This window comes from Pseudomonas sp. Pseusp9 (assembly GCF_059491265.1).
The window spans coordinates 2,233,769-2,258,679 of sequence record NZ_CP168500.1 but is presented as its reverse complement, the minus strand read 5'-3'; the positions used below and the strand labels follow the sequence as shown (position 1 = coordinate 2,258,679).

Sequence of the window (24,911 nt, the reverse complement as noted above, 5' to 3'; positions counted from 1 at the left end):
CGCCGCAAGGGCGAAAACCTAAGTGGCCGTTACCCAAAAACCGGATATGTACTCAGTCAGGCCGCCTTCGCGATCAGGCTCGCAATGCAGTTCAGGCAGACACCACTTCAACCACCGGCATTTGCCAGCGTTGATCGACCACCCGCTGCCCGGGTCCATACAGGCGCAGCACCAGGGTGAACGCCCCGCTTGCCGGCGTCGGCAACCAGTTGCTCTGCTCAGGCGGAGCCGCATTCTGCAGAACCAACGTCAGACCACCATCGGCATCTGCTTGCAAACGATCCCGGCTGCTCAGGCAGTAGCGATTGATCGGATTGGCCACCAACTGCCGGTCCGGCAAGTCATACAACGTCAGCGACCAGAACTCGCTGGCCGGCGGCAACTGGCCCGGTGCGAAACGCAGGCGATAGCTTCGCCCGCCCTGCAAGGGTTGCGCCTGATTATCCAGGCGAGTACCGGTGTAGAAGGCCTCTTCGACACTGTTGCCGTAGATGCCGACATTCGCCGCGACAGCGCGGTTGAGGTAATTGCCGTTCAGCGCTTCGCGAGTGCCGAACAAGCCGAGGGTGGTACGTACCTGACTCACCGCGGTTTGCAGTTGCGCCTGGGCGTCTTCAATCCCGGCGAGCAATGCCTGGTGCGTTGCTTGCGGCAACGTTGCCGGGTCGAAACCCTGACCGGGCACGATGCCGATCCGTGCAAAGCGTGCGCGCAAGATTTGCTCGGACGGTTGCGTCGGACACAGGCTGAGAATCTGGTTCAGCACCGCGATAAACTCCAGCCCCAATCCGGTCTTGCTGTCCCAGGGTCGCCAGTCAATCGCCGACGCAGCCACGGGCGGTGCACTGCCCGTGTATTGATGCAGCGAACGTAAACCGTATTGCTGCTGCAAGGCTCGCACCGCCGGCAGGTCCTCGGCGTTTTTCAGGCCCGTCCTCCCAAGCACCATGACGATTTCGGTTTCGCTGCGCAGCACGGCCTTGACGCCGTCCGGTGTCGGGCCTTGCCAGTCGGGCCCGGCGATCAGGTAATTCCCCGCATCGCGACCGGTGCTGAGCACGCCGACATAAGCAAAGTTGTGGGTGTACTGGTCGACCAGTTGAAGCGCGTAATAGCGGTCGTCAGGCACAGCCGGCACACTCAACACCTGTGGCTCGCTGCGCAAGTCAAGCCACGCCCAGGAGTACGGCGTGTCGTTGTTCGGCGTGACGATGTCGCGGTTGCTCGGGGTGAACAACTCGCCGTAGTGGCGAAAGCGGTTGAAGCCGCCGACGTACTCCGGCGCAGTCGGGTTGAGTACCTGCTTTTCCATGGTCTGGTAATGCATGAGCATCGGATAGGCATAGATCCATGCCTCCCGGGCAATGGCCCGGAGGTCTTCGGGCTCGACGGCCAACAACCAGCCTGGAAACAACAGACCGCCTCCCAGGATCCCCATGCTGCCCAGCACCCGGCGGCGACTGAAAATCAGGTTCATGATTCGATCCTCGCAATCGTCGGCATCGTATTGTAGACCAGGGCTGCGATTGCCCAGGGCCAGAGCGGATATCCAGCAGCGCACGGTAGATCTCCTTGGCAGATATAAAAATGTCATTCACCACCGTCCAATGGGGTGGTTTGGCGAATGCTTACTTGGCCCAGCGTCGCAGGTCCGATGGGGTGTAGTCGTCGGTCCTGGCGGCGAAGCCCACGCGCATCGGCTCGGTTTCTTCGTTGGCCAGGCCGCCGGCGTAGTAGCGTCCGGAGATCAGGTCGTACGAAGTCTCCAGCACGTTGTAGGTGAAGCCGTGGTCGTACTGTTGAATCGCGTGCAGTTCACCGCTGCGCCACAGTTCTCCGCGGCTGTCGTACTGGTCCGACTGGGCGATCTGCCAACTGTCTTCATCGACATAGAACCGGCGCTTGGCATAGATGTGCCGGGCACCCGGCTTGAGCGTCGCCTCGACCACCCACACGCGGTGCTTCTCGTAGCGGGCCAGGTCCTGATTGATGTGGTTGGGCTTGATCACAGCGTCGTACTTGAGGTCGTGGCTGCCGATCCGGTAGCTGTTGTAGGGGATGAACAGCTCTTGCTTGCCCAGCAGTTTCCAGTCGAAACGGTCCGGCGCGCCGTTGTAACCGTCGATGTTGTCGGCGGTGATCAGGCCATTGCTGTAACGGGCGCTGTTGTCGTAGGCGATCATCGGCGCACGACGCACACGACGTTGCCCCGGCAGGTATTGCCACGCCGAACGCGGCTCGGCGACCTGATCGATCGGCTCATGCACCAGCACGGCCTCGCCGGACAGGCGCGCCGGTTCCAGCACCCGGCTCTTGAACATGAACAGGATGTTCGAGCCCGGTTCCAGTCCGCTCACGGTGTCGGCAAAGTTGATCAGCGACTGGTTGCGCACATAACTGGTGGCGCCGTTTTCGCGCACCAGCGCCGAACTGCTGATGCGCTCATAGCTGCCGCCACGGTAACGGGTCATGTGGTTCCACATCACTTCCAGGCCTTCGGTGGGCAGTGGAAACGGAATGCCCCTGGCGTAGTCATGCAGACCGTTGCCGCCATCGGCCATGCTGGTTTTCGCTACGTTGTCGCGGCTCGCCGCCAGCACATCCTTGGGCAGGTTGGCGCTGCGATGGGTCGGATAGATGTTCATCTTGTAGGTGTCGGGAAAGCGTTTGAACATCGCCACTTGCCCGGGGCTGAGAAACTTCTGGTACTGCGTCAGGTTCTGCGCGGTAACAGTGAACAACGGTTTCTCGGCAGCATAGGGGTCGCTGTAGCCGCCCTTGCTGTCGACGGTGCCGGCGTTGCTCCCCAGGCCACCGGTCCAGGCCGGAATGCTGCCATCGGCATTGGCTGCCATTTCCGAGCCCATGGGGGTCAGGGTCTTGCCCAGAGCCGTGGAATCAGTACCTTTGGCCTGAGCCAGGCCGACGGTGCAGGCCAGGGCCAGCACGCACAATTGCATACGCATAACGGTTCTCCTTAGAAGTCTGCCTTGAAGCTGACGGATGCGAAATCGCGGTCGTCGAGGGTGCTGTAGTCGTTGGAACCGAAGAACGCGTTGTAGGCCAGTTCCACGCTGTAATCGTTCATGTAGACGCCCGTCAGGCTCACGCCCAGCGCTTGCTGGCCTTCCTGGAACGGCCCTTGCGGATCGTAGGAATAACCCGAGACGTCATGCCGCCAATTGACGGCCGGAATCAGGTTGATGCCGGGCAAAACATCGCTGTATTCGAGGCTGGCGCGCAGGCGATAACCCCACGACCAATCGGTGGCAAAGCCCTTGTCGGTGCAGTATTGGTTGGTCACCCCCGAAGCCACCGTGTTGCACTGCGTGCCATTGCGCGGAGCGCTGCGGCCGAACGCGGCGTTACGGCCCAGTCGTTCGTCGCCGAGATCGTCGATGTGCACCACACCGGCCTCACCGAACAGGCTCAGGCGCGTGGCGCCCAGCACGTTGTCGATGGCCTGGGTGGCCGAACCGGTGAGTTGCCACACACCCTTGCGCTCCCACGCATCGAACCGGCTGCCATCGGTGGTGTTGAAGCCGGGCGGCAACTGCACCCAGGAACTGCCCCCCGGCCCGGAAATCACGGCGATGTTGACGTCGGGTGCGTTGATCGCGATCGGCATGTTCGGCCGGTAGCTCAGCTCACCGGCCAGAGAAATCCCGGTGACAGGTTCGACGCCGTTGAGACTGATGCCGTACAGGTGAATGTTTTCCGGGAAGGCCGCCGCATAGCTCGGCGCCTGGACGCCACCGGGAAAGGTGCCGGGCAAGGCGGTGTTCCGGGCATTGAGGGTGAAATACGGCAGCCGCGAGTGATAGTTGATGTAGTAGACCGCCGCTTCGGCATCGTTGAGTGCCGGGATCATCTGGCGCAAGGCGAAACCGAACTGGCCGTTGTCGGACGGCGATTCGTTGCCCCGGGACGTGGCGAACAGACCCGCGGCCTGCATCTGTTGATCGGTCTGCACCTGGCTCAGGTACAGCGGCCCGCAACCTGGCTGGATCACATCGCTGCTGGCGAAGAAAGTGCCACAACCGTCGAGGACACTGGGGCGCCAGTTGTACTGATAGAAACCCTCGAGGTTGGTGCTGTCGGTCAGGCCGAAGCTGAAGGAGACCATCTCCACCGGCAACTGGCCTTCCTTGATCTCCACGCCGGGACGGTTGAACGCCGAGATGTCCAGCGGGTTGATCACGTTGATGCCGTTCTGGATCAGCAGCGCTTCGCCCCAGGACAACACCTGGTTACCGACCTTCACGCTCAGCGGATGCCCGGCCACCTGGAAGTCTTTCCAGACATAGGCATCGAGCACCTGGAAGCCCTTGAACTTCGACAAATCGTCCCAGCCCGAATCGTCGAAATCCTTGAAGCGGCCATTGCCGGTTTCATAGGCATGGTCGTACCAGTATTTGAAACGAATGAACGCCCCCTGGCCCTGGCCGTCGAGACTGAAATCGGTGAGGCCCTTGAAGAGCTGCGAAATGGGATCGCCCCTCTCGAAGTTCAGTCGGTTGTCGTCGGCGCTGACGCTGCTGCCATTGGCGTTCACGCCCTGTGCCTGCAAGGCGTTGGCGCGGGTCATCAGGCTTTTGTCGGGATTTTGCGTCGACCAGCTGCTGCCCAGGCTCAGGCTGGTCTTGGTCGACAGGCTCCAGTCTTCGTTGAGGTCAAATGTGGTGGCGCAGGCCGGCCCCGTGAGTGCAGCAAGAATCGCCAGTGCAAGGGGATGCGGGCGAGTGTGGCCAAACCGGTGAAGTCGTGGGCGGACTCCGGCTGTGGCCGAGCGTTTTTTTATCATTATTGGGCTCCGGTCAGATTTGCTCAGCCCGGACACGGTGCCCAACTATTGGCCACGACACGCAAGCGATGGCCGACAAAAAATAATCATCGACGGGATCTGCCCCTGACGTTCGGTACCTCGCCAAGGCTCGGCATTCCCTCGAGGGGGCAAGCAGATCAAAAGCCAAAGCGAGGCGGCCTGCTGGCCGGCCTGATCGCGATTGAACGCGTTCCTCTGTAGGAGCGAGCTTGCTCGCGAAAAACGCCGAGACACCGCGGGGATTCAGACAGCCCGCGTTATCGTTGACGACCATCGCGAGCAAGCTCGCTCCTACAGAAGAGCAGAGCAAAAGCAGATCGGCGTACACAGACGCTTTTCACCACACCACAGGCCGAGCGTTAGCTCGCCTGTCGCTCTTGATCTCGATCCACCCGCCCCCTCGGCAGGCTGAGCGGAGGTGTTCATCCGGGGGAATGGCGCGCAGCGCCGTTCGACGCAGCCGAACTCATTGCATGCAGGTCGCGTGCAGCCGACCGGAGGGCAATGCCCCCGGATGGACACCGGAGCGAAGGAACCCCGAGCCCTGGCGAGGGGCCGTACGTAAGGGCGAAACCCTAAGCCGCCGTTACCTAAGCAATGGATATGTACACAGTCAACAAAGACAGGCTGACTGTCAGGTCTTGGCGACAACCCATGTCGTTCGCCAAGACCTGTTCATGTCAGCTCAAACCAGCTTGAGCACGACGTTGATATTGTTGCGCGTGGCTTTCGAGTACGGGCAGTACTGGTGCCCGGTGTCGACGATTTTCTGCGCGGTTTCGCGATCCAGCCCTGGCAGGCTGACATTGAGCCGCGCCTGGAGCAGGTAGCCGCCTTCATTGGTGCCCAGGTCGACTTCGGCATCGACGGCCACATCCTTGGGCAGCGCCACTTTCATTTCCCTGGCCGCCACTTGCATCGCGCCGATAAAACAGGCCGACCAGCCGGCAGAGAACAGTTGCTCCGGATTGGTTCCGCCACCACCCGCGCCCGGGGACGACAGCTTCACATCGAGGATCCCGTCGGAGCTGCGGGAGGCGCCGTCACGCCCGCCGGTGGTGTGGGTTTTGGCGGTGTACAACACTTTATCGATCTGGTTCATGGTGACCTCCTGATTGAGTTGTAAGAAACCGGTTTTTACGCCCCATCCGGTCGTCGGGATGGTCAATCAATATAGACGTCACAGGCCCACAGCGTGGTCGATCCGACCGACGCCCGCCTCTGCTTTTTTATTTACGCGCCAACTTGTACCTGACGCAGTCTTCATAAAAGCTCTGCCGTACGGCCGTTGGCTTCAATCTCGACGGACTGTCATAAGTTTGTTCTGTAATGCCAAGTGCCATCATGCGCATCCATGTCTTGGCAAACTTGTAGGCCTGTATTTTCTGGCGCGCGGCATACAAGGAAACGCCTGAAAGCTTGAGCTCCTGTGCCCTTGCAGCAGTGCCCGCGCCCCAACTGCACATGTACTGATCTTTGCCAGCCAGTTCTTTTGCTTGAGCCGAATTAGCTACACCCGCAATAAATAGCGGAATTAACGCGATCCATATCTTGCGCATCTTGACCTATCTAACCATCTGATAACCAAGTAATTTTGAAGAGAACTTGGAAATTTGGGGGCCAGCATCGTGCCTTTTCTGCAAATAAATGAAAAAAGCGGGATGGGGGTCGCCAATTTCTTGCGAGTTTTCAAACCTTTGCTATAGCTAAGGTTCTCAATCGCCAACTAAGTGAGGCAACGGAATGTCAGTCGCAAAGAAAATGAGTGTGGGGCAACTGACAATGTTGACCGCCGTCAACATGTTGGGCTCAGGCATTGTGCTGCTACCGACGAAACTCGCGGAAGTCGGTGCAATTTCGATTCTCTCCTGGCTGGTGACGGCCACCGGCTCCCTCGCTCTGGCCTACGCCTTTGCGCGATGCGGGATGCTCAGCCGCAAGACCGGCGGCATGGGCGGCTATGCCGAGTACACCTTCGGTAAAGCGGGCAACTACATCACCAACTACACCTACGGCCTCTCACTGTTGATTGCCAACGTGGCGATCAGTATTACTGCGGTTGGTTATATCCAGGTTTTGTTCGGGATAAAACTTGATTCCCTGCAAGTAGGCCTGGCGACTATCGCCTTGTTATGGATCACCACCTTCGCCAACTTTGGCGGCGCCAGCATTACCGGCCGGATCGGCGCGGTGACGGTCTGGGGTGTGATCGCACCGGTGGTGCTGGTATCCACGGTTGGCTGGTTCTGGTTTGACAGCAGCGTCTACGCCGCCGGCTGGAACCCACACGACAAGAGCTGGTTCGAAGCGGCAGGCGCCTCGGTGGCGATCACCCTGTGGGCCTTCCTCGGCCTGGAATCGGCTTGCGCCAACACCGACGCCGTGGAAAACCCCGAGCGCAACGTACCGATTGCCGTGCTGGGCGGCACCCTGGGTGCGGCGGTGATCTACATCGTCTCCACCAACGTCATCTTCGGTATCGTCGGCAACGAAGAACTGGTCGCGTCCACCGCACCGTTCGGCCTGGTGTTCGCCAAGATGTTCACCCCGATAGTCGGGGATATCGTGATGGCGGCAATGGTGCTCGCCTGCATCGGTTCGCTGCTGGGTTGGCAGTTCACCATCGCCCAGGTGTACAAAAGCTCGGCAGACACCGGTTACTTCCTGTCGATCTTCGCCAAGGCCAACAAGGCGGGAACGCCAATCGTCGGCATGATGGTATTGCTCACCGCGCAGACCGCGCTGGCCCTGCTCACCATCAGTCCCGACCTGAGCAAGCAGTTCGACACCCTCGTCAACCTCGCAGTGGTCACCAACCTGGTGCCTTACATCCTGTCCATGGCCGCGCTGATGACCATGCAGAAGGTCTCCAACGTACCGGAAGGCAAGGCGCTGGCCACCAACGTCATCGCCCTGATCGCCGCAGCCTACAGCTACCTGGCGCTGTACAGCTCCGGTGAGCAGGCGCTGATGCTGGGCGGCGTGGCCACCATCTTCGGCTACACCCTGTTCGGCTTCGTCAACAACCGCCTGATCCGCCTCGAAGCACTCAACAACAGCGTACCGACGCAAACCGTCAGCGCGCAGCACCTCACTGCCGAGCCAGTGCCGGTGAACAATCTGACTAACGCCAATCTGGAGGTTCAATCATGACGGAATATAAACACTCGCTGGGAATGCTGGCACTACTGGTCAGCAGTCCGCCGGACAAGCGAACAGTGTTTGGCCGTGCCCTGGATCAACTGGTCCACGACGTAGAGGGACGTGGCGTCAGTGTCCTGGCCTCGGAAAGCCTCAGTGATGCCGCCTCGATCCTGCGTTCGGACCCTGCCGTTCAATGCGTGCTCATCCGATGGGAAATGGACGCGAGCGAAGGCCACGCCGACTGCATCAAGCTGCTGGTCAAACTGCGCGAGCGCAACACACGCGTGCCGGTGTTCCTGATCAGTGACCGCACCACCGCCTCGAGCATTCCTTTGCTGGTGATGCAGCACGCCGACGACTTCATCTGGCTGCCCGAGGACACTTCGCGCTTCCTCAGCGGGCGCATCCTGGCCGCTATCGAACGTTACCGTCAGGCCGCCCTGCCGCCGATGTTCGGCGCGCTGGTGAAGTTTGCCCGCACCTATGAATACTCCTGGCACACCCCGGGCCATGCCGGTGGTACGGCGTTTCTCAAGAGCACTGCCGGGCGTGCCTTCTACGAGTTCTTCGGCGAGAACCTGCTGCGTTCCGACCTGTCGATCTCGGTCGGCGAACTGGGTTCGCTGCTCGATCACAGCGGCCCCATCGGCCAGGGTGAACGTTATGCCGCCAAGGTCTTCGGCGCGCACCGCACGTACTACGTGACCAACGGTTCGTCGATGTCCAACCGCGTCATCCTCATGGCCAGCGTCACGCGCAACCAGATCGCCCTGTGCGACCGCAATTGCCACAAGTCCGCCGAGCATGCGATGACCCTGTCCGGGGCGATTCCGACCTACCTGGTGCCGACCCGCAACCGCTACGGCATCATCGGCCCGATCCTGCCGCAGACACTGAGCGCAGAAGGCGTGAAAGCCGCCATCGCCGACAACCCTCTGGTCAAGCAAGGCATCGACCCGACGCCGGTGCACGCCATTGTCACCAACTCCACCTACGACGGCCTGACCTACAACGTCACCCGCGTTGAAGAGCTGCTGGGTGAAAGCGTTGACCGCCTGCACTTCGACGAAGCCTGGTACGGTTATGCGCGCTTCAACCCGCTGTACAGCGGACGCCATGCCATGCACGGCGACCCGGGCGATCACGACAAGTCCAAGCCGACCGTGTTCGCCACCCAGTCGACCCACAAGTTGCTGGCCGCCCTGTCCCAGGCCTCGATGATCCACGTGCGCGACGGCCGTAACCCGATCGAACATGCGCGTTTCAACGAGTCGTACATGATGCACGCCTCGACTTCGCCCAACTACGCAATCATGGCGTCCTGCGATGTCAGCTCGGCAATGATGGAGGCACCGAGCGGGCAGATCCTCACCAGCGAATCGATCGAAGAAGCCATCAGCTTCCGCCAGGTGCTCTCGCGCATGCACAACGAGATGCTGAGCAAGGACAACTGGTTCTTCACCTGCTGGCAGCCACCTAGCATACAGGTGGGCGCAGCGACCGTGCCGTTCCATGAGGTCGACCCGGTACAGCTTAAAACCGACCCGAACTGCTGGGTCCTGCACCCGAACGCGGTATGGCACGGTTTCGGTGACATCGAAGATGGTTACTGCATGCTCGACCCGATCAAGGTCTCGGTGCTCAGCCCGGGCATGGGCGACGACGGCACCCTGCTCGACTCCGGCATCCCCGCTTGCGTGGTCACGGCGTACCTGGGCCGCCAGGGGATCGTGGTCGAGAAAACCACCGACTTCACCATCCTGTTCCTGTTCTCGATCGGCATCACCAAAGGCAAGTGGGGCACGCTGCTCAACGCCCTGCTCGACTTCAAGCGCGACTACGACGACAACGCCGAGCTCGAACTGTGCCTGCCCGACCTGTACAACGCCCACCAGCAACGTTATGCCGGCATGGGCCTGAAGGATCTGGCCAACGAAATCTTCGCCGCCATGAAGAAACACAAGACCACCGCCAACATGTCCCAGGCCTTCGGCACCCTGCCAAAAGCCGAGTTCAGCCCGGTGGAGGCCTACGAAAAACTGGTGCGCAACGAAATCGAACTGGTCACCCTCAACGAAGCGGCTGGACGCCTTGCCGCCACCGGTATCGTGCCGTATCCACCAGGCATCCCGCTGCTCATGCCAGGTGAGAACGCAGGGCCTGCGGACGGTCCGTTGCTGGCGTATCTCAAGGCACTGGAAGCGTTCGACACATCCTTCCCTGGCTTCACCCATGACACCCACGGGATCGAAGTCGAAGACGGTGTTTACCGGATGCTGGTACTGAAGTGATGTAAGCCGGTTCGCCTTGACCCTTGTGGGAGCGAGCCTGCTCGCGAAAGCGATTTTGCAGCCAACATCGATGTTGGCTGACACGACGCCTTCGCGAGCAGGCTCGCTCCCACATTGCTTTGCATGCACCTCAAAATCCCTATGGGCAAATTCGATCATGGCGCTCTATGATTGAATCACATGAACGCCTCCACTCCGATTCGCCAACCCTGCCCGCCCGGTGCCTGCGACTGCGGGCGTGACCCGTTGCTGGAAACACCGGGGGCGGACCTGCGCATTCTGTTTCTGACCCGCAACGAAGAAAAACGCCTGATCGAACGCCTGGAGAACCTGCAGAGCCTGAGCGATCTCGAGCACGTGCAACGGCGCATGTTCGAACAGTTGGGGATCCGCGTGGACATCGCCCCCGGCTTCAATGAAGTGCGCACCATGCGCGGCATCGGTATCCAGATTGGCGAACTGCCGGGGCTGTGCCGCAAGACCCGCGCCAACATCCCCGCAGCCATTCGCCGTGCCATGGAAAAGCGCCCGGAGATTGCCTACGAGCTGCTCAATGCCAACGACCTGTTGCGTGACGCCTGATGAAACCCTTTCTCGAATTCCCTTGCACCGACGAGATTCTCACCTCGTTCGCCCTGGCCATCGGTGCCGACCTGCAGGGTTACCGCAATCACATTTACCGGGTACTGAATTTCCACTGTGCCCTCAGCGGTGCCGAAAACCTGCCCCCGCAAGCCGTACAGATCGCGGCGGCGTTTCACGACCTGGGTATCTGGACCGATGACACCCTTGACTACCTGCCGCCCTCCATTGCCCTGGCCTCCGAGTACCTCGACAGCCGACAACGACCGGAACTGAAGGATGAAGTCTGTGCATTGATACTTGAGCATCACAAGGTGCGCCGGTATCACGGCGCTTGTGCCGACAGCGTCGAATTCTTCCGCCAGGCCGATCTGGTGGATGTGTCCCTGGGCCTGGTCCGCTTCGGTTTGCCCCGAAGCTTCATCAAGACCGTACAGTCGACCTTTCCCGACCATGGTTTTCACTCGATGCTGATAAAGCGTTCAGCCCGGCAATTCATCCGCTCGCCGCTGCGGCCGCTGCCCATGTTTCGCTGGTGAAACAGCCAACCGTTACTCCCCTTGAACAGGCACCTGAACAGGATCAGCGGTCGTACATGAATCGCAAGGCACTGCTATGCCTTCCATGGGAGATTCTGCCGCAAGCCAGCCAGGACGCAACTGCAAACCCAAGCGCGGCCACGGCCCCGGCGCCAGCCAGGTGCGCGCATGAAAACCGGTGCCAATCCGTAACAGGAGGTGGCCGATGTTATTCATCGTCAGTTGGACAATCAGCCCGGACAACCGTGATGCCGCAATCGCACGTTTTCTCAAGACCGGTGGTGCGCCGCCCGCAGGCGTCACCATGCACGGACGCTGGCACGCCGTAGGAAGTTCGGCCGGCTTCGGCATTGCCGAGGCGAGCGACCTGGTGCCGATTCAAAAATGGGTGCTGGAGTGGAACGACTTGATGAGCATGGACGTACACGCCGCATTGACCGATGAGCAAATCGCACCATTGCTGGCCGCCACTGCCGATCGGTAATGGCGATCGGGGTAGCGAGTTCCGCTTGCTGCCCCGATTTGGCGGGTGTCTTTGACAGAGCACTCTTTCGGTTAAATGCACCTGAATCAATGCTTTCTGACTACTCATTACTGGATATTTCTCATTTCAAACCTACGCTCAAGGTTCAATTGGACGGCAATGATCACGGGGAAAATCCGTCGAGCCGGCATGAAATCTTCTACTTTGGAGAGAGTGCCCTGGATGCGATCCGTATCGATGACTTCAAGCACCGCTTCATCGACCAGCCTGGAGGCTGGCCGGGTGTCAGGTAAACAGCCGAATCCAGGGTGGCCGGCGCAAGTCCCCGGCATTCGAAATGGACATTTGTCGAGGTAGATACGTGCCAACCAAAACACCTGCCCTGCCTGCTTGCGCGCTACTCGCCCTGTGCTGTCAACAGGCCTGGGCCGGCGGCATCATGCTGTACGAAATCGGCACCGATAACGCCGGCCTCGCCAATGCCGGCGCCGCCGCCCGCGCCCAGGGCCCCTCGACCATCGCCAGCAACCCGGCGGGCATGAGCTACCTGCCCGGCACGCAAATCACCGCCGGCTTGCAGGTCCTGTACGGCGATTTGAGTTTCGACCGCGACTCCGGCACCAACGTTTCGGGCAGCGGCAGCGGCAATGCCCTCGATCCGATTCCCGGTGGCAGCTTCTTCATCAGCCATGAACTGGACGAGCACTGGAGCGTCGGCTTCGGCCAGTACGGCGACTTCGGGCTGGCGGTCAATTACGACAACGACTGGTCAGGCCGCTATTTCGCGCAGAACTCCAGCCTGCTCGGCTTGTCGCTGGTACCGAGCGTGGCTTATCGCTTCAACGAGCAGTGGTCGGTCGGCCTGGGCATCAAGGCCATGTACGGCATGTTGAAGGCAGACACGGCTATCGACCGCTCCCCTTTCGGCTTCACCGACCGCTCTGACGGCCAATTCAAGTACCGGGACAACACCTGGGGTTATGGCGCCAACGTCGGCGTGATCTTCGCCCCGCAACCCGGCACACGCATCGGCCTGACCTATACCAGCCAGGTCGACCTGGACTTCAAGGACCGGCTGGACGTCAAGGGCGACGGCCGCCTGCTCGAGCGCGTCAACAACACCGATACCGAACTCGACATGAAGGTGCCGCAAACCGTCACCCTGAGCCTGTTCCAGCAACTGGACCGGCAATGGGCCTTGCTCGCCTCGGCCAACTGGCAGGATTGGTCCGAGTTCGGCGACATCGCCGTAGAGGTCGACACCACAGCGTTTGGAGCGCAATCGAAAACCGTCGACGCCGGCTTCAAGGACACCTGGCATCTTTCCCTTGGCGCGCAATACCAGGCCACCGAGAAGTGGTTGTGGAACTTCGGCGTGGCCTACGACAGCAGCGCGGTCTCGGACAGCAATCGCAGCGTGGTCGTGCCGATGAACGAATCCTGGCGCATTGCGACAGGAGCCACCTATGCTCTGAACAAGGACACCGATGTCAACGTCAGTTGGGCCATGGTCTGGCTCGGCGACATGCCGGTGGACCAGGTCAAATCCGTATCGGGCAATCGGGTTTCCGGTCAATTCGACAATGCCTGGATTCAAGCCTTGGCCGGGAACATGACCTGGCGATTCTGATGCACTGCAAACTAAGAACGACGATTTCATCCAAGGAGTAAACACCACTATGAATCTATCCCGAAAACTGCTGGTCGGCGCTGCGCTGGCAAGTCTGCTGCTAGGCGGTTGCACCTCGAAAGTGACTGAGAAGACGCAATACTCGGGCTTCCTGTCCAACTACAACAACCTGCAGGAAGTCCAGACGCCGAGCGGTGGAACCGCGATGCGCTGGGTCAGCCCTTCGTGGAACCCGAACGCTTATGACACCGTGGTGTTCAATAAGCTGGAACTGTACCCGGCTCCCAAACCCAATGAGCGGGTCAACCAGCAGACCCTGGCCGACATCCAGAACTACATGACCAGCAGAGCCAAGGCCACGCTGGGTCAGAAGTACCGTGTAGTGTCTGACTCCTCGGCTGCACCGGCGGGCTCCCGGTCCCTGATCATGCGTGCGGCGATCACCGGGGTGAGCGCCGAAAACGAAGGCATGAAGTGGTATGAAGTGGTCCCCATCGCGGCCGTAGTCGGGGCAACGCAGGCAGCCACCGGTCACCGCGACCAGGAAACCATCCTGTTCATCGAAGCCGAGTTCATCGACGCGAAGAGCAACCAGACCGTGGCCAAAGTGGTACGCAAGGTATTTGGCACCGCCCTGGAGAACGAGAGCCAGAAGGTTACCGCCAAGGACTTCAAGGCGGCGATCGACAAAATGGGTGCCGACTTCCAGACGTTCCTCAAGTAACAGGCTCTGCTGGCGAGGGAGCAAGTTCCCTCGCCATATGGCGTCCGCCGCGAGCTATTTTTCCTCCCCCCTCCGATGCATCTCGGCAGTGATTGCCTCTTCGCGAGCAGGCTCGCTCCCACACTGGATCTTCTGTGGGAGCGAGCCTGCTCGCGAAGCTCTGCTTATGATGGATACACCCCGTCAGGCAGTCCCCCTGGCCTGCTGCTCCAGGTGCATTTGCAACTGCGGGTCGATCTGCAACGCCGCGGCCAGTTCATCCAGATAGTTGCGCTCGGCGTCCTGCTGATCGTCCACCAGCATCACACTGGCCAGGTACATCTCCGAAGCCATGGCATGGTCGGTGGCCGACTGCGCCACTTCACTGGCGTCCAGTGGCTTGGCGACCTCATCGTCCAGCCATTGCTGCAATTGCGGATCGTCGGTATGACGCCCGATTTCAGTGCTGATCATCTGCTTCTCGGCGTCATCGATCCGACCATCGGCCTTGGCCGCGGCAATCAATGCCCGCAGGATCGCATGGCTGTGCTCCTCGGCTTCCGGGCCGGCCAGCAAGTCCACGGTCCGTGGTGCTTCCTGTGGTGCCGACGCCTGACTTTGCTGCCAGGCCTGGTACGCCTGGAACGCCATCATGCCGAGGGACGCCAGCGCCGCGTAATTGGCACCGCCAGCGGAGCGGCTTTGCGGCGCACCGCCCATCGGCGAACCGCCGCCAAGCAAGCCGCCGAGCAAACCGCCCAACCCTGCGCCACCGCTACCCGCACCGGTGCCACCGCCCATCAATCCGCCGAGCAATCCACCCAGGTCGCCGAGCCCACCCTGGGCCGAGGCGCCACCGCCGCCCTGTTGTGCCATCGAACCCTGGCCGGCGCGCAATAACTGTTCGAGCAGATCGCTGGTGTTCATGACGCTTGTCCTCTTTGCAGGGGTTTTATCCAGTCAGGCAACGATAGACCTCGCAGGCGAATGTGCCAGCACCGTTGGGCCGACATGCCCGTGCTTGCGAGGATTTGTCCGGGGTGTTTTTTTGCGGCGCAGCTAAGATTCATAGGTGGTGAACCTTATTCCTCAATACCCGGTCGATACCTGCAACCCGACCCGCTTTGCCACCGCCCCCGTTCGCGGGGTGACAACTGGCTTGCTTCATTCACTGGAGAACGCCCCCATGATCTCAACCCTGCACATCGCCAGACTCAAAGCATGGGGCGCCCATGGTTTCACTGCCACTGGCGTAGTCACCGCCTTCCTCGCCACCCTGTCGCTGCTGGATAACCAGCCGACCCATTGCCTGCTGTGGCTGGGCGTTGCCCTGATCGTCGACGGACTGGACGGTGCGCTGGCGCGCAAGGTCAATGTGCAGTCGGTGTTGCCCAGCTTCGATGGCTCGATCCTCGACCTGGTGATCGATTACCTGACGTATGTGTTCATCCCGGCACTGTTCATCTATCGCTACATCCCGTTGCCGGACTACACCTTACTGCTGAGTGTGTCGGTGATTCTGGTGTCGTCGCTGTTCTGCTTCTGCAACGTCAACATGAAGAGCAAGGACAACTACTTCCAGGGGTTCCCCGCCGCCTGGAACGTGGTTGCCCTGTGCCTGTACATCATCGCCCCGTCGCCGTGGATCACCTTCATTACAGTCATTGGCCTGGCACTGCTGACCGTGACCCGGATGAAATTCCTGCACCCGTTCCGGGTGCGCCGGTTCATGCCGATCAACATTGCGGTGACGGCCATCTGGCTGCTGTGCAGTTTGTCGCTGGTGCTCAACCATCCGGTGATCAACCCGTTGGTGATGGGCCTGTGGCTGTTGATGTCGGCGTACTTCCTGGGCATCTGCTTCTGGCGCACCGCGCTGGAGTGGCTCGACGAATCGCGGCTCAAGTAGCCATGCCGGTCCATATCGTTCAACTCGGATCACCCCGCCGTCCCGACGAAGGATTGCGCCTGGGCACGGTACGCCGCCCTCCCCGTGGCGTTCCGAAAGCCGAATTCGCCCGTCGGGATTTTTATGATGTGTGGCAGCCGCTGTTGTCGCCCAGTGCGCAGTTGGTGGCCGAGGCCAAGGTTGCGCAGGATGCCAAGGCCTGGGAGGTGTTCAGACGCAAGTTCAAGGCCGAGATGAGCGAGCCTGCCGCCAGTCAGATGCTCGACCTGCTGGCCGCGCTGTCCCACCGGACTTCACTGGCCGTGGGCTGTTATTGCGAGGATGAAGCGCATTGTCATCGGTCGGTGTTGCGCGAGTTGCTGGAGGCGCGTGGTGCCGAAGTGATCTAGATGTCATGGCCACCACACAATCCCTGTGGGAGCGAGCCTGCTCGCGAAAGCGCACTTCCAGTCAGCCATAATGCGGCTGACACACCGTTTTCGCGAGCAGGCTCGCTCCCACAAGGGGTTTTGCATTGATATCGCTTAGCGCCGCGTAATCACCACCTCCAGGTATTCACTCGGCACCACCAGCGACCTGTCACCCGCCCGGTTCATCCGGTTGATCAGCTCGGTCAGGTCCGCTTCCAGCGCCTTGGCGCCGTCCGCGGGCAGCGCGGCGAAAGCCTTGTGCATCGGCCCGTACCAGTCGCGGAAGGTGTCGATGAAATGCGCCGCCGAGCGATAGCGGAAATTGAACGTGCGGCGCGTCACCTGGAGCAGAAACTCGCGCTCGTCAAAATGCTCGTGCAACCAGGCTTCGGTGCCCCAGCGCGAGGGTGGACTCGCGCCCGACGGGGGTGGCAGGTGCTGGCCCAGGGTCTTGAACATCTGGCCGACGAAGCCTTCCGGCGTCCAGTTGGCCAGGCCGATCCGCCCACCCGGGCGACAGACTCGCGCCAGCTCCGCGGCGGCCTTGGGCTGGTCCGGCGTGAACATCACGCCAAAGGTCGACAGCACGGCGTCGTAACTCGCATCGGCAAACGGCAAGGCTTCGGCATCGGCGACCTGGAAGGCGACGTTCAGGCGTTCTGCCCGGGCCCGCTCTTCGCCGCGTTCGAGCAAGGCCGCGACATAGTCGGTGGACGTCACCTGACAGCCACGGCGCGCCGCGGCAAGGGTCGCGTTGCCATTGCCGGCGGCAACGTCGAGCACGCGCTCATCGCACAACAGGTCGCAGGCTTCGGCCAGTTGCTCGCCGACAATTTGCAGGGTGGTGCCGATCACGGCGTAGTCGCCGCTGGCCCAGGAGGCCATCTGGCGGTTTTTCAAGGCAGTCAGATCAATGGGTGTACTCATGAAGACAGTCTCTGGTTTGAAACACGAATCGGGCCTGACCGCGGCTACTCCGCCGTCGTCGGATCGATGATGTTCATGACCTGGGAAATGCGGTTGGCGGGAAAACCGCTGATTCTGGCGTGCTCCTGGATCTGCGCCTCGCTCGGCGAGATATACACGCAGTAGAGCTTGTCACCGGTGACATAACTCTGCAGCCACTGCACCTCTGGCAACTCACGCAACGCCCGACAGGACTTTTGCGAAGCGGCTTTCAAGTCCCTTTCCGACAGAGCTCCGGCGCCCTGGATCTCGCGTTCAATGACGAACTTCGGCATGGCAACCTCTCTTTTCTTGTTGTGGGTGGCAGGGCCGGTACAGACCCTGTGAACCCACTATCGTCCTGACGGGCGCTAACGTCCTGCCCGATCGTCGCCCAAGCCTGCCCGATCGTCCGGAGATTCCACGTTGCACGCCGAGGCGTTCACAATCAGAAATCCTTGCACGGGAAAGCCCAATGGACGCCCTGTCACAGACCCTGCGTGTCGTGCACCTGGTCGGCGCGATCTTCATCAACGCCCGGTTCACCGCGCCCTGGTGCTATCAGTCGCCCAGTGCCGACACGGCGGCGCCGTTTCTGGAGCCCGATGCGGAACGGGTGGTGATCTTTCACCTGATCACCGAGGGCGAGTGCTACGTGGAACTGGGTGATGACCCGCCGCTGCTGCTGAGCGCGGGCGACGTGGTGATCTTCCCCCAGGGCGATGCCCATCGCATGTGCTCCCGACCGGGATTGCCTCCGGCCATGGGTGCGCGACTGGATGCGGTGCTGGCGCGCCGGCCCCGGCAGTTGAGTTATGGCGGCGGTGGCGCAGTCACCCGCCTGGTGTGCGGTTACCTGGCGTGCGACACGCGGCTGGCGGGCATGTTGCTCAAGGGCTTGCCGGCCGTGGTGCGGGTCAATGTGCGCGGTTCGAGTGCCGGTGTCTGGCTGGAGTCCTCCGTGCGTTATGCCCTCGCCGAAGCCCGCTCACCCCGCCCCGGCGGCGAAGGGGTATTGGCCAAACTCGCCGAAGTGCTGTTCATCGAAGTGCTGCGCCTGTACATGAACGAACAGGGCGAAGGCCGCACCGGCTGGCTGGCCGGCGTACGCGACCGCATCGTCGGCGCCGCCCTCAACGCCTTGCACAAAAAACCCTGCCACGCCTGGACGCTGGACGAACTGGCGCGCACCGCCAGCACTTCAAGATCGGTGTTGGCCGAACGCTTCCAGCAACTGGTGGGAATGTCACCGATACAGTACCTGACGCAATGGCGCATGTTGCTCGCCGCCAACCTGTTACGCAGCAGCAACAGTTCATTGACGCGGATCGCCGAAGAAGTCGGCTACCAGACCGATACTGCCTTCAGCCGGGCCTTCCGTCGCGAATTTGGTGCACCGCCGGCGGCGTGGCGGCGCGGTCAGGAGAAAAAAAACATGGCCCACGAGGCAAGACCTGTGAGCCATTGATCGAGCGGATCAAGCCGCTGGCGCGCTGGCCTTGGCCTCCTCCAGCAACTGCTGAATCATTTTTTCCTGAGTGTCGTAGCTGCCTTCACCGAAGTGGGTGTAACGCACCTGCCCTTTGGCATCGATCAGGTAGTGCGCCGGCCAGTACTGGTTGTCGAAGTTGCGCCAGATCGCGTAGTTGTTGTCGATCGCCACCGGGTAGGTGATGCCGTACTCCTTCACCTTGGCCTTGACGTTGTCGATGATGCGTTCAAAGCCGTATTCGGGCGTGTGCACACCGATCACCACCAGGCCGTCCTTTTCATATTTCTTCGCCCAGTCCTTCACGTACGGCAGGGTGTGCCTGCAGTTGATGCAGTCGAAGGTCCAGAAGTCCACCAGCACCACTTTGCCTTTCAAGGCTTCGTTGGTCAGTGCGGGCGAGTTGAGCCAGTCCACTGCGCCGGACAGCGACGGCATCGCGCCCTGGCCGTTGTCCATTGTGCTGTCGGCCTTGACCTTGCTGACCAGGTAATCGACGACTTTCGGCACGGTTTCCAGCACGCCTTTCTCGACACTGCTGACACCTTCGGATGAGGTGTTGGCCAGCAGCACGTCATTGGCCCCCGTTGCGATCACCGCCGCACCGGCCAGCACCGCCACCCCGGCGCCGCGACGTAACCAGCCGGTGACCGGAATCGACGGCTTCAAGCGGTTGACCAGGCCGCGACCGGCAAAGATCAAGGTACCCAGCGACAGCGCACTGCCCGCGCCATAGGCCACCAACAACAGACTGGTGCCGGCGTTAGCGCCCTGCAGCATGGCGCTGGTCAGAATCACCCCGAGGATCGGCCCGGCGCAGGGTGCCCAGAGCAGCCCGGTGGCGACACCGATCATGATCGAAGCCAGCGGCCCGGACATCTTGCGCGCGTCCGGGTCGATGCGATTGCCCAGCAACACGAAGGGACGGGCCAGCCAGTCACCGATCCGGGCGGAGATCAGCGACAGGGCGAACAGCACCATCACTGCCAGCGCTACGTGGCGGCCGGTGTTGCTGGCCTGAATCACCCACTCACTGCTGACCACGGCCAGGCTGGAGACCAGGGCAAAGGTCAGGACCATGCCGCCGAGGGTGAGCAGGATCGAGGAGCGTGTGCGGTTGGCTCCGGCGAACAGGAAAGGCACGACCGGCAGGATGCACGGGCTGAGGACGGTCAATATGCCGCCCAGGAAAGCGATGAGTAACATGGGATCACCTGATAAACATTAGTGGGCGACACACAGTCACTGTGGGAGCGAGCCTGCTCGCGATTGCGTCGGGTCAGACGACACATCGTTGACCGAACAATTGCTTTCGCGAGCAGGCTCGCTCCCACAGTGGATCGAAGGTGTTGTCAAAACAGTGCTCGACCTCAAGCCGTCTGCTCATCCAGCAACTGCCCCTGAGGCGTGCGGCTGGCGCCGTTCTCGGCAAGCATCTGCCCTTGCGGCGTACGGCTGGAACCGTCTTGTGCGAGGAAGCCCTGGGTGCCCTTCTCTGCTACCGGCGTGAGCTGGAAGCAGGTATTGCTGGCGCAGGCGCTTTGCTCGACAGCGGCGTTGGCGTGGGCTGCCGCACCGGCGACGGTAAAGACGATGGCGGTCAGGTAGCGGGAAATGTTGTTCATGATGTCCTTCCTGTTTCAAATGGATTAAAGGGTGGTTGAGCGCAACACTCAGTTTTGCGAGTTGCAGTTGTCGGCGAATTTGCGGTAATCCAGCACCTGGGTTTTCGATTGGGAGTCGAGGTACGTCAGCCGCGCATTCACCACGCCGCAGGAAGGAGCCGTGTCCTCGGTCAACGCCACCACTTTCCTGATGTCAAGCTGGGTACCGTAGGTGTAGGTTTTGGGAGCGACATCGGCTTCGGCACGGGCCGACAAGGTGCAGATGTTCAGCGCGGCAAACAGGCAGGCGGCGTAGATGGCTTTGGTGTTCATGGCGGATTCCTCAAGGTTTCAACAGGTCTATCGTTGGTTGATCCGAGGCGCTCTGGTTTGCCTCGATGGAACCTATTAAAAGCCTGCGAGGTATCTCGTCTGTGTCGGGAATCGGCGAGAATCAATCGGTACGTATCAGAACGGTGCCTGGATACAAAGCAATACAAAACCGCCGGAAACCGGCTTTTTTTGCCTTCGTGTGTATCCGCAGGCAAGCCGGATACACTGCAATACAAAGGGCGGCAGGCGAGCCCGCCGAGGCTCGATAGACTGTGTGGCAATCCCCATTCATCAGAGGTTTGGCCCAATGGATCACGTTGATCACATCCTCATCGTTGACGATGACCGCGAAATCCGCGAGCTGGTAGGCAACTACCTGAAGAAGAACGGCCTGCGCACCACGGTCGTGGCGGATGGACGGCAGATGCGCGCCTTTCTGGAAACCACCCCGGTGGACCTGATCGTGCTGGACATCATGATGCCGGGGGACGATGGCCTGCTGCTGTGCCGCGAATTGCGCGCCGGCAAACACAAGGCCACGCCGGTGCTGATGCTCACCGCCCGCAACGATGAAACCGACCGCATCCTCGGCCTGGAAATGGGCGCCGACGACTACCTGGTCAAGCCGTTCGCGGCCCGTGAACTGCTGGCGCGGATCAACGCGGTGCTGCGGCGTACCCGCATGCTGCCGCCGAACCTGGTGGTGACCGAAGCCAGCCGCCTGCTGGCCTTCGGCCGCTGGCGCCTGGACACCTCGGCGCGTCACCTGCTCGATGCAGACGGCACCATGGTCGCCTTGAGCGGTGCCGAGTATCGATTGCTGCGGGTGTTTCTCGATCACCCGCAACGGGTGCTCAACCGCGATCAATTGCTCAACCTGACCCAGGGCCGCGATGCCGACCTGTTCGACCGCTCCATCGACCTGCTGGTCAGTCGCCTGCGCCAGCGCCTGCTGGACGACGCCCGCGAACCGGCCTACATCAAGACCGTGCGCAGTGAAGGCTATGTGTTTTCCCTGCCGGTGGAAATCCTGGGCGATCAATCATGACGCAGGCGTTGCATTGGCCGCGCACCCTGGCGTCGCGGCTGTCGCTGATTTTCCTGATCGGCCTGATCCTCGCCCAGGCGTTGTCCTTCGGTGCGCAGTATTACGAGCGCTACGAATCCTCGAAAAACACCATGCTCGGCAATCTGGAAACCGACGTTTCCACGTCCATTGCCATCCTCGACCGCTTGCCCGCCAATGAACGGGCCGGCTGGCTGCAGCAACTGGAACGACGCAATTACCGTTACCTGCTCAATGAGGGGTCGCCAGGCACGCCCATACGTACCGACATGCCCGATGCGCCCATCGCCATCGCCTCGATCAAGGACGCCATCGGTCACGATTACCCGATGACCTTTACCGACATCCCCGGGCCGGCCAAACATTTTCAAGTGCACCTGAACCTGGCCGATGGCAGCCCGCTGACCATCGACGTCCGCCCGGCGATGGTGCCGTTGTCGCCCTGGCTGCCCATCGTGCTGCTCGGGCAACTGGCGCTGATGCTTGCCTGCTCCTGGCTGGCGGTGAGAATCGCCATCCGCCCCCTCACCCGCCTCGCCGACGCTGTCGAAAACCTCGACCCCAATGCCCACCCCGTGCTCCTGGACGAAAAAGGCCCAAGCGAAGTCGCCCACGCCGCCAGGGCCTTCAACGCGATGCAGGCACGCATCGCGGCGTACCTGAAGGAACGCATGCAATTGCTCGCGGCGATTTCCCACGACCTGCAAACCCCGATCACCCGCATGAAACTGCGCGCCGAATTCATGGACGATTCCAGCGAAAAAGACAAACTCTGGAGCGACCTGGGCGAGATGGAACACCTGGTACGCGAAGGCGTGGCCTACGCCCGCAGCATCCACGGCGCCACCGAAGAAAGCCGCCGCACCGACCTCGACTCGTTCCTCGACAGCCTGGTGTTCGACTACCAGGACATGGGCAAGGACGTTCAACTAACAGGCAAGAGCGCAGCCGTCATCGACACCCGCCCCCACGCCTTGCGCCGGGTGCTGGTCAACCTGACGGACAACGCATTGAAGTTTGCCGGCGCCGCCGAATTGCAGGTGGAAAAACAGGCTGATGGCAACCTGTCGATCAAGATCCTCGACCGCGGCCCCGGGATCGCCGAGGAAGAACTCAAGCAAGTGATGGAGCCGTTCTACCGCGTGGAAAGCTCGCGCAACCGCAGCACCGGCGGCACCGGGTTGGGGCTGGCGATTGCCCAGCAATTGGCAATCGCGATTGGCGGGACGTTGACCTTGAGCAATCGTGAAGGCGGCGGGTTGTGTGCGCAGCTGAGATTGCCGGTCTAACCGTAAGGAAATGGTCGGTTGTCAGGCCGCCTTCGCGAGCAGGCTCGCCACCACAAGGGGTTGTGGTACATGCGCAACTCCCCAGGCAGCAAAGCCCCCCAATCACAACTCCCCCACCCCCTCGACGATGATGACCTCTGCCAGGGCCACGCCTTCGCGGTACCCCCTCGCCTCCTGATACAACGCCGAGTGGTAGCAAGCCACCGCCTGTTCATAGGAATCAAACTCGATCACCACACTGCGTTGCGGTGTCGATCGACCTTCCATCGCCTCGCTGCGCCCGCCCCGCGCCAGAATCCGACCGCCATACAAGGCAAACGCCTTCGGCGCCCGCTGCGTGTATTGGCTGTATTGAGCGGGATCGGTGATGTCCACATGAGCAATCCAGTACGCCTTCATAGTGACCTCTCGGTTAGTTTTGTATTATGGTATACCATAATTCATTCCAGCCAACACTGAGTGTCCATCATGGCCTTCAACAGCATCGAAGAAATCATCGAAGATTACCGCCTCGGCAAAATGGTCCTGCTGGTCGACGATGAAGACCGGGAAAACGAAGGCGACCTGTTGCTGGCCGCTGACTGCTGCACACCCGAGGCGATCAGCTTCATGGCCCGTGAAGCCCGCGGCCTGATCTGCCTGACCCTGACCGACGAACATTGCAAGCGCCTGGGCCTGGAGCAGATGGTGCCAAGCAATGGCAGTGTGTTCAGCACTGCATTCACCGTGTCCATCGAGGCCGCCGTCGGTGTGACCACCGGTATCTCCGCCGCCGATCGTGCCTGCACCATAGCCGCTGCCGTCGCCGCCAACGCCGGCCCTGCCGACATCGTGCAACCTGGCCATATCTTCCCTTTGCGCGCCCGTGAAGGCGGCGTGCTGACCCGCGCCGGGCATACCGAGGCCGGTTGCGACCTGGCCCGCCTCGCCGGCTTTACGCCGGCTTCGGTGATCGTCGAAGTGATGAACGACGACGGCACCATGGCCCGCCGCCCCGACCTGGAAGTGTTTGCGCGCAAGCACGGGATCCGGATCGGCACCATCGCCGACCTGATCCACTACCGCCTCAGCACCGAACACACCATCGTGCGCATCGGTGAACGCGATCTACCCACCGTGCACGGCACCTTTCGTCTGATCACCTTTGAAGATCGCATCGAAGGCGGTGTCCACATGGCCATGGTCATGGGCGATCTGCGTCGTGATGAGCCGACGCTGGTGCGCGTGCATGTGATCGACCCGTTGCGCGACCTGGTCGGTGCCGAATACAGCGGGCCGAGCAACTGGACCTTGTGGGCAGCCTTGCAGCGTGTCGCCAGCGAAGGCCACGGCGTGGTGGTGGTGCTGGCCAATCACGAATCCTCGCAAGCGTTGCTCGAACGCGTGCCGCAATTGACCCAATCGCCCCGGCAGTTCAGCCGTTCGCAGTCGCGGATCTACTCGGAGGTGGGCACCGGTGCACAGATCCTGCAAAACCTTGGCGTGGGCAAGCTGCGCCACCTCGGGCCGCCGCTGAAATATGCGGGCTTGACCGGGTATGACCTGGAGGTGATCGAGAGCATTCCATTCACCGAATGACTCTTGGTTTAGCGCATTTCCCTGTGGGAGCGAGCCTGCTCGCGAAGAGGCCGGTACATCCAACATCTCCGTTGACTGTTACACCGCCTT

At 61.2% G+C, this 24,911-nt stretch carries 26 protein-coding genes; 13 read left to right on the top strand and 13 right to left on the bottom strand.

From position 1 onward, the window contains the following. Positions 1–91: 91 nt before the first annotated feature. The 5 genes from ACEN8E_RS10210 to ACEN8E_RS10190 all read right to left on the bottom strand — a co-directional run bounded on the left by ACEN8E_RS10210 (position 92) and on the right by ACEN8E_RS10190 (position 6,384). Positions 92–1,477: a DUF1254 domain-containing protein gene (locus ACEN8E_RS10210; RefSeq protein ID WP_495592490.1), complete on the bottom strand. Its 1,386-nt coding sequence runs from the start codon at positions 1,475–1,477 to the stop codon at positions 92–94. Between the two features lie 151 nt (positions 1,478–1,628). Continuing rightward, positions 1,629–2,966, bottom strand: a complete 1,338-nt coding sequence (locus ACEN8E_RS10205) for a DUF1329 domain-containing protein (protein WP_495592489.1) — start codon at positions 2,964–2,966, stop codon at positions 1,629–1,631. An 11-nt stretch (positions 2,967–2,977) separates the two neighbouring features. Further along, on the bottom strand, positions 2,978–4,804 hold the full coding sequence (locus ACEN8E_RS10200; protein ID WP_495592488.1) for a DUF1302 domain-containing protein: 1,827 nt from the start codon (positions 4,802–4,804) through the stop codon (positions 2,978–2,980). Positions 4,805–5,510: 706 nt separating this feature from the next. Next, positions 5,511–5,927: an organic hydroperoxide resistance protein gene (locus ACEN8E_RS10195; RefSeq protein ID WP_007991821.1), complete on the bottom strand. Its 417-nt coding sequence runs from the start codon at positions 5,925–5,927 to the stop codon at positions 5,511–5,513. Positions 5,928–6,054: 127 nt separating this feature from the next. Further along, positions 6,055–6,384 carry a hypothetical protein gene (locus ACEN8E_RS10190; RefSeq protein ID WP_495592487.1) on the bottom strand — a complete coding sequence of 110 codons (330 nt, stop codon included), beginning with the start codon at positions 6,382–6,384 and terminating at the stop codon, positions 6,055–6,057. A 184-nt stretch (positions 6,385–6,568) separates the two neighbouring features. On the opposite strand from ACEN8E_RS10190, the gene potE reads away from it, so the two are divergent. The 5 genes from potE to ACEN8E_RS10165 all read left to right on the top strand — a co-directional run bounded on the left by potE (position 6,569) and on the right by ACEN8E_RS10165 (position 11,865). Continuing rightward, on the top strand, positions 6,569–7,978 hold the full coding sequence (gene potE, locus ACEN8E_RS10185) for a putrescine-ornithine antiporter (protein ID WP_495592486.1): 1,410 nt from the start codon (positions 6,569–6,571) through the stop codon (positions 7,976–7,978). After that, positions 7,975–10,260: an Orn/Lys/Arg family decarboxylase gene (locus ACEN8E_RS10180; protein ID WP_495592485.1), complete on the top strand. Its 2,286-nt coding sequence runs from the start codon at positions 7,975–7,977 to the stop codon at positions 10,258–10,260. Before potE ends, ACEN8E_RS10180 begins: the two co-directional genes overlap by 4 nt. A 180-nt stretch (positions 10,261–10,440) precedes the next feature. Further along, positions 10,441–10,842: a hypothetical protein gene (locus ACEN8E_RS10175; RefSeq protein WP_057398490.1), complete on the top strand. Its 402-nt coding sequence runs from the start codon at positions 10,441–10,443 to the stop codon at positions 10,840–10,842. Beyond that, a complete protein-coding gene (locus ACEN8E_RS10170) occupies positions 10,842–11,381 on the top strand; it encodes an HD domain-containing protein (protein ID WP_495592484.1) in 540 nt (179 codons plus the stop codon). Before ACEN8E_RS10175 ends, ACEN8E_RS10170 begins: the two co-directional genes overlap by 1 nt. Before the next feature lie 205 nt (positions 11,382–11,586). Continuing rightward, complete coding sequence (locus ACEN8E_RS10165; protein ID WP_057398488.1) at positions 11,587–11,865, top strand: DUF3303 domain-containing protein; 279 nt, start codon at positions 11,587–11,589, stop codon at positions 11,863–11,865. Positions 11,866–11,972: 107 nt separating this feature from the next. Here the strand turns inward: ACEN8E_RS10165 and ACEN8E_RS10160 are convergent, their stop codons facing one another. Next, complete coding sequence (locus ACEN8E_RS10160; RefSeq protein ID WP_495592483.1) at positions 11,973–12,233, bottom strand: hypothetical protein; 261 nt, start codon at positions 12,231–12,233, stop codon at positions 11,973–11,975. On the opposite strand from ACEN8E_RS10160, the gene ACEN8E_RS10155 reads away from it, so the two are divergent. After that, positions 12,227–13,495 (top strand): OmpP1/FadL family transporter, encoded by a 1,269-nt coding sequence (locus tag ACEN8E_RS10155; protein WP_495592482.1) that lies wholly within the window; start codon positions 12,227–12,229, stop codon positions 13,493–13,495. The two genes, ACEN8E_RS10160 and ACEN8E_RS10155, sit on opposite strands and share 7 nt — an antisense overlap. 49 nt (positions 13,496–13,544) lie before the next feature. Further along, on the top strand, positions 13,545–14,219 hold the full coding sequence (locus tag ACEN8E_RS10150; RefSeq protein WP_495592481.1) for a DUF3313 domain-containing protein: 675 nt from the start codon (positions 13,545–13,547) through the stop codon (positions 14,217–14,219). A gap of 183 nt (positions 14,220–14,402) precedes the next feature. On the opposite strand, the gene ACEN8E_RS10145 is transcribed toward ACEN8E_RS10150, so the two are convergent. Next, positions 14,403–15,125, bottom strand: a complete 723-nt coding sequence (locus tag ACEN8E_RS10145; protein ID WP_495592480.1) for a tellurite resistance TerB family protein — start codon at positions 15,123–15,125, stop codon at positions 14,403–14,405. Positions 15,126–15,384: 259 nt separating this feature from the next. Here ACEN8E_RS10145 and pcsA point away from each other — a divergent pair, with 259 nt between their 5' ends. Together pcsA and ACEN8E_RS10135 are read left to right on the top strand one after the other, a co-directional pair. Beyond that, on the top strand, positions 15,385–16,107 hold the full coding sequence (gene pcsA, locus ACEN8E_RS10140; protein WP_495592479.1) for a phosphatidylcholine synthase: 723 nt from the start codon (positions 15,385–15,387) through the stop codon (positions 16,105–16,107). Between the two features lie 2 nt (positions 16,108–16,109). Then, positions 16,110–16,496 carry a DUF488 domain-containing protein gene (locus ACEN8E_RS10135; RefSeq protein WP_495592478.1) on the top strand — a complete coding sequence of 129 codons (387 nt, stop codon included), beginning with the start codon at positions 16,110–16,112 and terminating at the stop codon, positions 16,494–16,496. 135 nt (positions 16,497–16,631) lie between these two features. On the opposite strand, the gene ACEN8E_RS10130 is transcribed toward ACEN8E_RS10135, so the two are convergent. Together ACEN8E_RS10130 and ACEN8E_RS10125 are read right to left on the bottom strand one after the other, a co-directional pair. Further along, positions 16,632–17,444 carry a class I SAM-dependent methyltransferase gene (locus ACEN8E_RS10130; RefSeq protein WP_495592477.1) on the bottom strand — a complete coding sequence of 271 codons (813 nt, stop codon included), beginning with the start codon at positions 17,442–17,444 and terminating at the stop codon, positions 16,632–16,634. A 44-nt stretch (positions 17,445–17,488) separates the two neighbouring features. Continuing rightward, the gene (locus tag ACEN8E_RS10125) at positions 17,489–17,758 is read right to left on the bottom strand and encodes a DUF4242 domain-containing protein (RefSeq protein ID WP_007995963.1); all 270 of its coding nucleotides are present in this window, start codon (positions 17,756–17,758) and stop codon (positions 17,489–17,491) included. A gap of 179 nt (positions 17,759–17,937) precedes the next feature. Here ACEN8E_RS10125 and ACEN8E_RS10120 point away from each other — a divergent pair, with 179 nt between their 5' ends. Further along, complete coding sequence (locus tag ACEN8E_RS10120; protein ID WP_495592476.1) at positions 17,938–18,930, top strand: AraC family transcriptional regulator; 993 nt, start codon at positions 17,938–17,940, stop codon at positions 18,928–18,930. A 9-nt stretch (positions 18,931–18,939) separates the two neighbouring features. Here ACEN8E_RS10120 and ACEN8E_RS10115 read toward each other — a convergent pair whose 3' ends face one another. The 3 genes from ACEN8E_RS10115 to ACEN8E_RS10105 form a co-directional block, all read right to left on the bottom strand. Then, positions 18,940–20,157: a cytochrome c biogenesis protein DipZ gene (locus tag ACEN8E_RS10115; RefSeq protein WP_495592475.1), complete on the bottom strand. Its 1,218-nt coding sequence runs from the start codon at positions 20,155–20,157 to the stop codon at positions 18,940–18,942. Positions 20,158–20,321: 164 nt separating this feature from the next. Then, positions 20,322–20,576, bottom strand: coding sequence for a hypothetical protein (locus tag ACEN8E_RS10110; protein WP_495592474.1), 255 nt, complete (start codon positions 20,574–20,576; stop codon positions 20,322–20,324). A gap of 48 nt (positions 20,577–20,624) precedes the next feature. Next, positions 20,625–20,888, bottom strand: coding sequence for a DUF2790 domain-containing protein (locus tag ACEN8E_RS10105; RefSeq protein WP_495592473.1), 264 nt, complete (start codon positions 20,886–20,888; stop codon positions 20,625–20,627). Positions 20,889–21,195: 307 nt separating this feature from the next. Here ACEN8E_RS10105 and ACEN8E_RS10100 point away from each other — a divergent pair, with 307 nt between their 5' ends. Further along, complete coding sequence (locus ACEN8E_RS10100) at positions 21,196–21,936, top strand: response regulator (RefSeq protein WP_008023822.1); 741 nt, start codon at positions 21,196–21,198, stop codon at positions 21,934–21,936. Beyond that, positions 21,933–23,243: an ATP-binding protein gene (locus tag ACEN8E_RS10095; RefSeq protein WP_495592472.1), complete on the top strand. Its 1,311-nt coding sequence runs from the start codon at positions 21,933–21,935 to the stop codon at positions 23,241–23,243. Before ACEN8E_RS10100 ends, ACEN8E_RS10095 begins: the two co-directional genes overlap by 4 nt. 102 nt (positions 23,244–23,345) lie before the next feature. Here the strand turns inward: ACEN8E_RS10095 and ACEN8E_RS10090 are convergent, their stop codons facing one another. Continuing rightward, positions 23,346–23,642, bottom strand: a complete 297-nt coding sequence (locus tag ACEN8E_RS10090) for a DUF1330 domain-containing protein (RefSeq protein ID WP_495592471.1) — start codon at positions 23,640–23,642, stop codon at positions 23,346–23,348. 69 nt (positions 23,643–23,711) lie between these two features. On the opposite strand from ACEN8E_RS10090, the gene ribBA reads away from it, so the two are divergent. After that, positions 23,712–24,821 (top strand): bifunctional 3,4-dihydroxy-2-butanone-4-phosphate synthase/GTP cyclohydrolase II, encoded by a 1,110-nt coding sequence (gene ribBA, locus ACEN8E_RS10085; RefSeq protein WP_495592470.1) that lies wholly within the window; start codon positions 23,712–23,714, stop codon positions 24,819–24,821. Positions 24,822–24,911: the final 90 nt, after the last annotated feature.

Excerpts from the sequence above, each read along its gene's own strand:
- ACEN8E_RS10105 (WP_495592473.1), bottom strand. The coding sequence starts at position 20,888 with ATGAACACCAAAGCCATCTACGCCGCCTGCCTGTTTGCCGCGCTGAAC.
- ACEN8E_RS10100 (WP_008023822.1), top strand. The coding sequence starts at position 21,196 with ATGGATCACGTTGATCACATCCTCATCGTTGACGATGACCGCGAAATC.
- ACEN8E_RS10210 (WP_495592490.1), bottom strand. The coding sequence starts at position 1,477 with ATGAACCTGATTTTCAGTCGCCGCCGGGTGCTGGGCAGCATGGGGATC.
- ACEN8E_RS10180 (WP_495592485.1), top strand. The coding sequence starts at position 7,975 with ATGACGGAATATAAACACTCGCTGGGAATGCTGGCACTACTGGTCAGC.
- ACEN8E_RS10115 (WP_495592475.1), bottom strand. The coding sequence starts at position 20,157 with ATGTTACTCATCGCTTTCCTGGGCGGCATATTGACCGTCCTCAGCCCG.
- ACEN8E_RS10195 (WP_007991821.1), bottom strand. The coding sequence starts at position 5,927 with ATGAACCAGATCGATAAAGTGTTGTACACCGCCAAAACCCACACCACC.
- ACEN8E_RS10190 (WP_495592487.1), bottom strand. The coding sequence starts at position 6,384 with ATGCGCAAGATATGGATCGCGTTAATTCCGCTATTTATTGCGGGTGTA.
- ACEN8E_RS10165 (WP_057398488.1), top strand. The coding sequence starts at position 11,587 with ATGTTATTCATCGTCAGTTGGACAATCAGCCCGGACAACCGTGATGCC.
- ACEN8E_RS10170 (WP_495592484.1), top strand. The coding sequence starts at position 10,842 with ATGAAACCCTTTCTCGAATTCCCTTGCACCGACGAGATTCTCACCTCG.
- ACEN8E_RS10130 (WP_495592477.1), bottom strand. The coding sequence starts at position 17,444 with ATGAGTACACCCATTGATCTGACTGCCTTGAAAAACCGCCAGATGGCC.
- ACEN8E_RS10145 (WP_495592480.1), bottom strand. The coding sequence starts at position 15,125 with ATGAACACCAGCGATCTGCTCGAACAGTTATTGCGCGCCGGCCAGGGT.
- ribBA (WP_495592470.1), top strand. The coding sequence starts at position 23,712 with ATGGCCTTCAACAGCATCGAAGAAATCATCGAAGATTACCGCCTCGGC.
- ACEN8E_RS10150 (WP_495592481.1), top strand. The coding sequence starts at position 13,545 with ATGAATCTATCCCGAAAACTGCTGGTCGGCGCTGCGCTGGCAAGTCTG.
- ACEN8E_RS10175 (WP_057398490.1), top strand. The coding sequence starts at position 10,441 with ATGAACGCCTCCACTCCGATTCGCCAACCCTGCCCGCCCGGTGCCTGC.
- ACEN8E_RS10120 (WP_495592476.1), top strand. The coding sequence starts at position 17,938 with ATGGACGCCCTGTCACAGACCCTGCGTGTCGTGCACCTGGTCGGCGCG.
- ACEN8E_RS10205 (WP_495592489.1), bottom strand. The coding sequence starts at position 2,966 with ATGCGTATGCAATTGTGCGTGCTGGCCCTGGCCTGCACCGTCGGCCTG.
- ACEN8E_RS10110 (WP_495592474.1), bottom strand. The coding sequence starts at position 20,576 with ATGAACAACATTTCCCGCTACCTGACCGCCATCGTCTTTACCGTCGCC.
- ACEN8E_RS10135 (WP_495592478.1), top strand. The coding sequence starts at position 16,110 with ATGCCGGTCCATATCGTTCAACTCGGATCACCCCGCCGTCCCGACGAA.
- pcsA (WP_495592479.1), top strand. The coding sequence starts at position 15,385 with ATGATCTCAACCCTGCACATCGCCAGACTCAAAGCATGGGGCGCCCAT.
- ACEN8E_RS10125 (WP_007995963.1), bottom strand. The coding sequence starts at position 17,758 with ATGCCGAAGTTCGTCATTGAACGCGAGATCCAGGGCGCCGGAGCTCTG.
- ACEN8E_RS10090 (WP_495592471.1), bottom strand. The coding sequence starts at position 23,642 with ATGAAGGCGTACTGGATTGCTCATGTGGACATCACCGATCCCGCTCAA.
- ACEN8E_RS10095 (WP_495592472.1), top strand. The coding sequence starts at position 21,933 with ATGACGCAGGCGTTGCATTGGCCGCGCACCCTGGCGTCGCGGCTGTCG.
- ACEN8E_RS10200 (WP_495592488.1), bottom strand. The coding sequence starts at position 4,804 with ATGATAAAAAAACGCTCGGCCACAGCCGGAGTCCGCCCACGACTTCAC.
- potE (WP_495592486.1), top strand. The coding sequence starts at position 6,569 with ATGTCAGTCGCAAAGAAAATGAGTGTGGGGCAACTGACAATGTTGACC.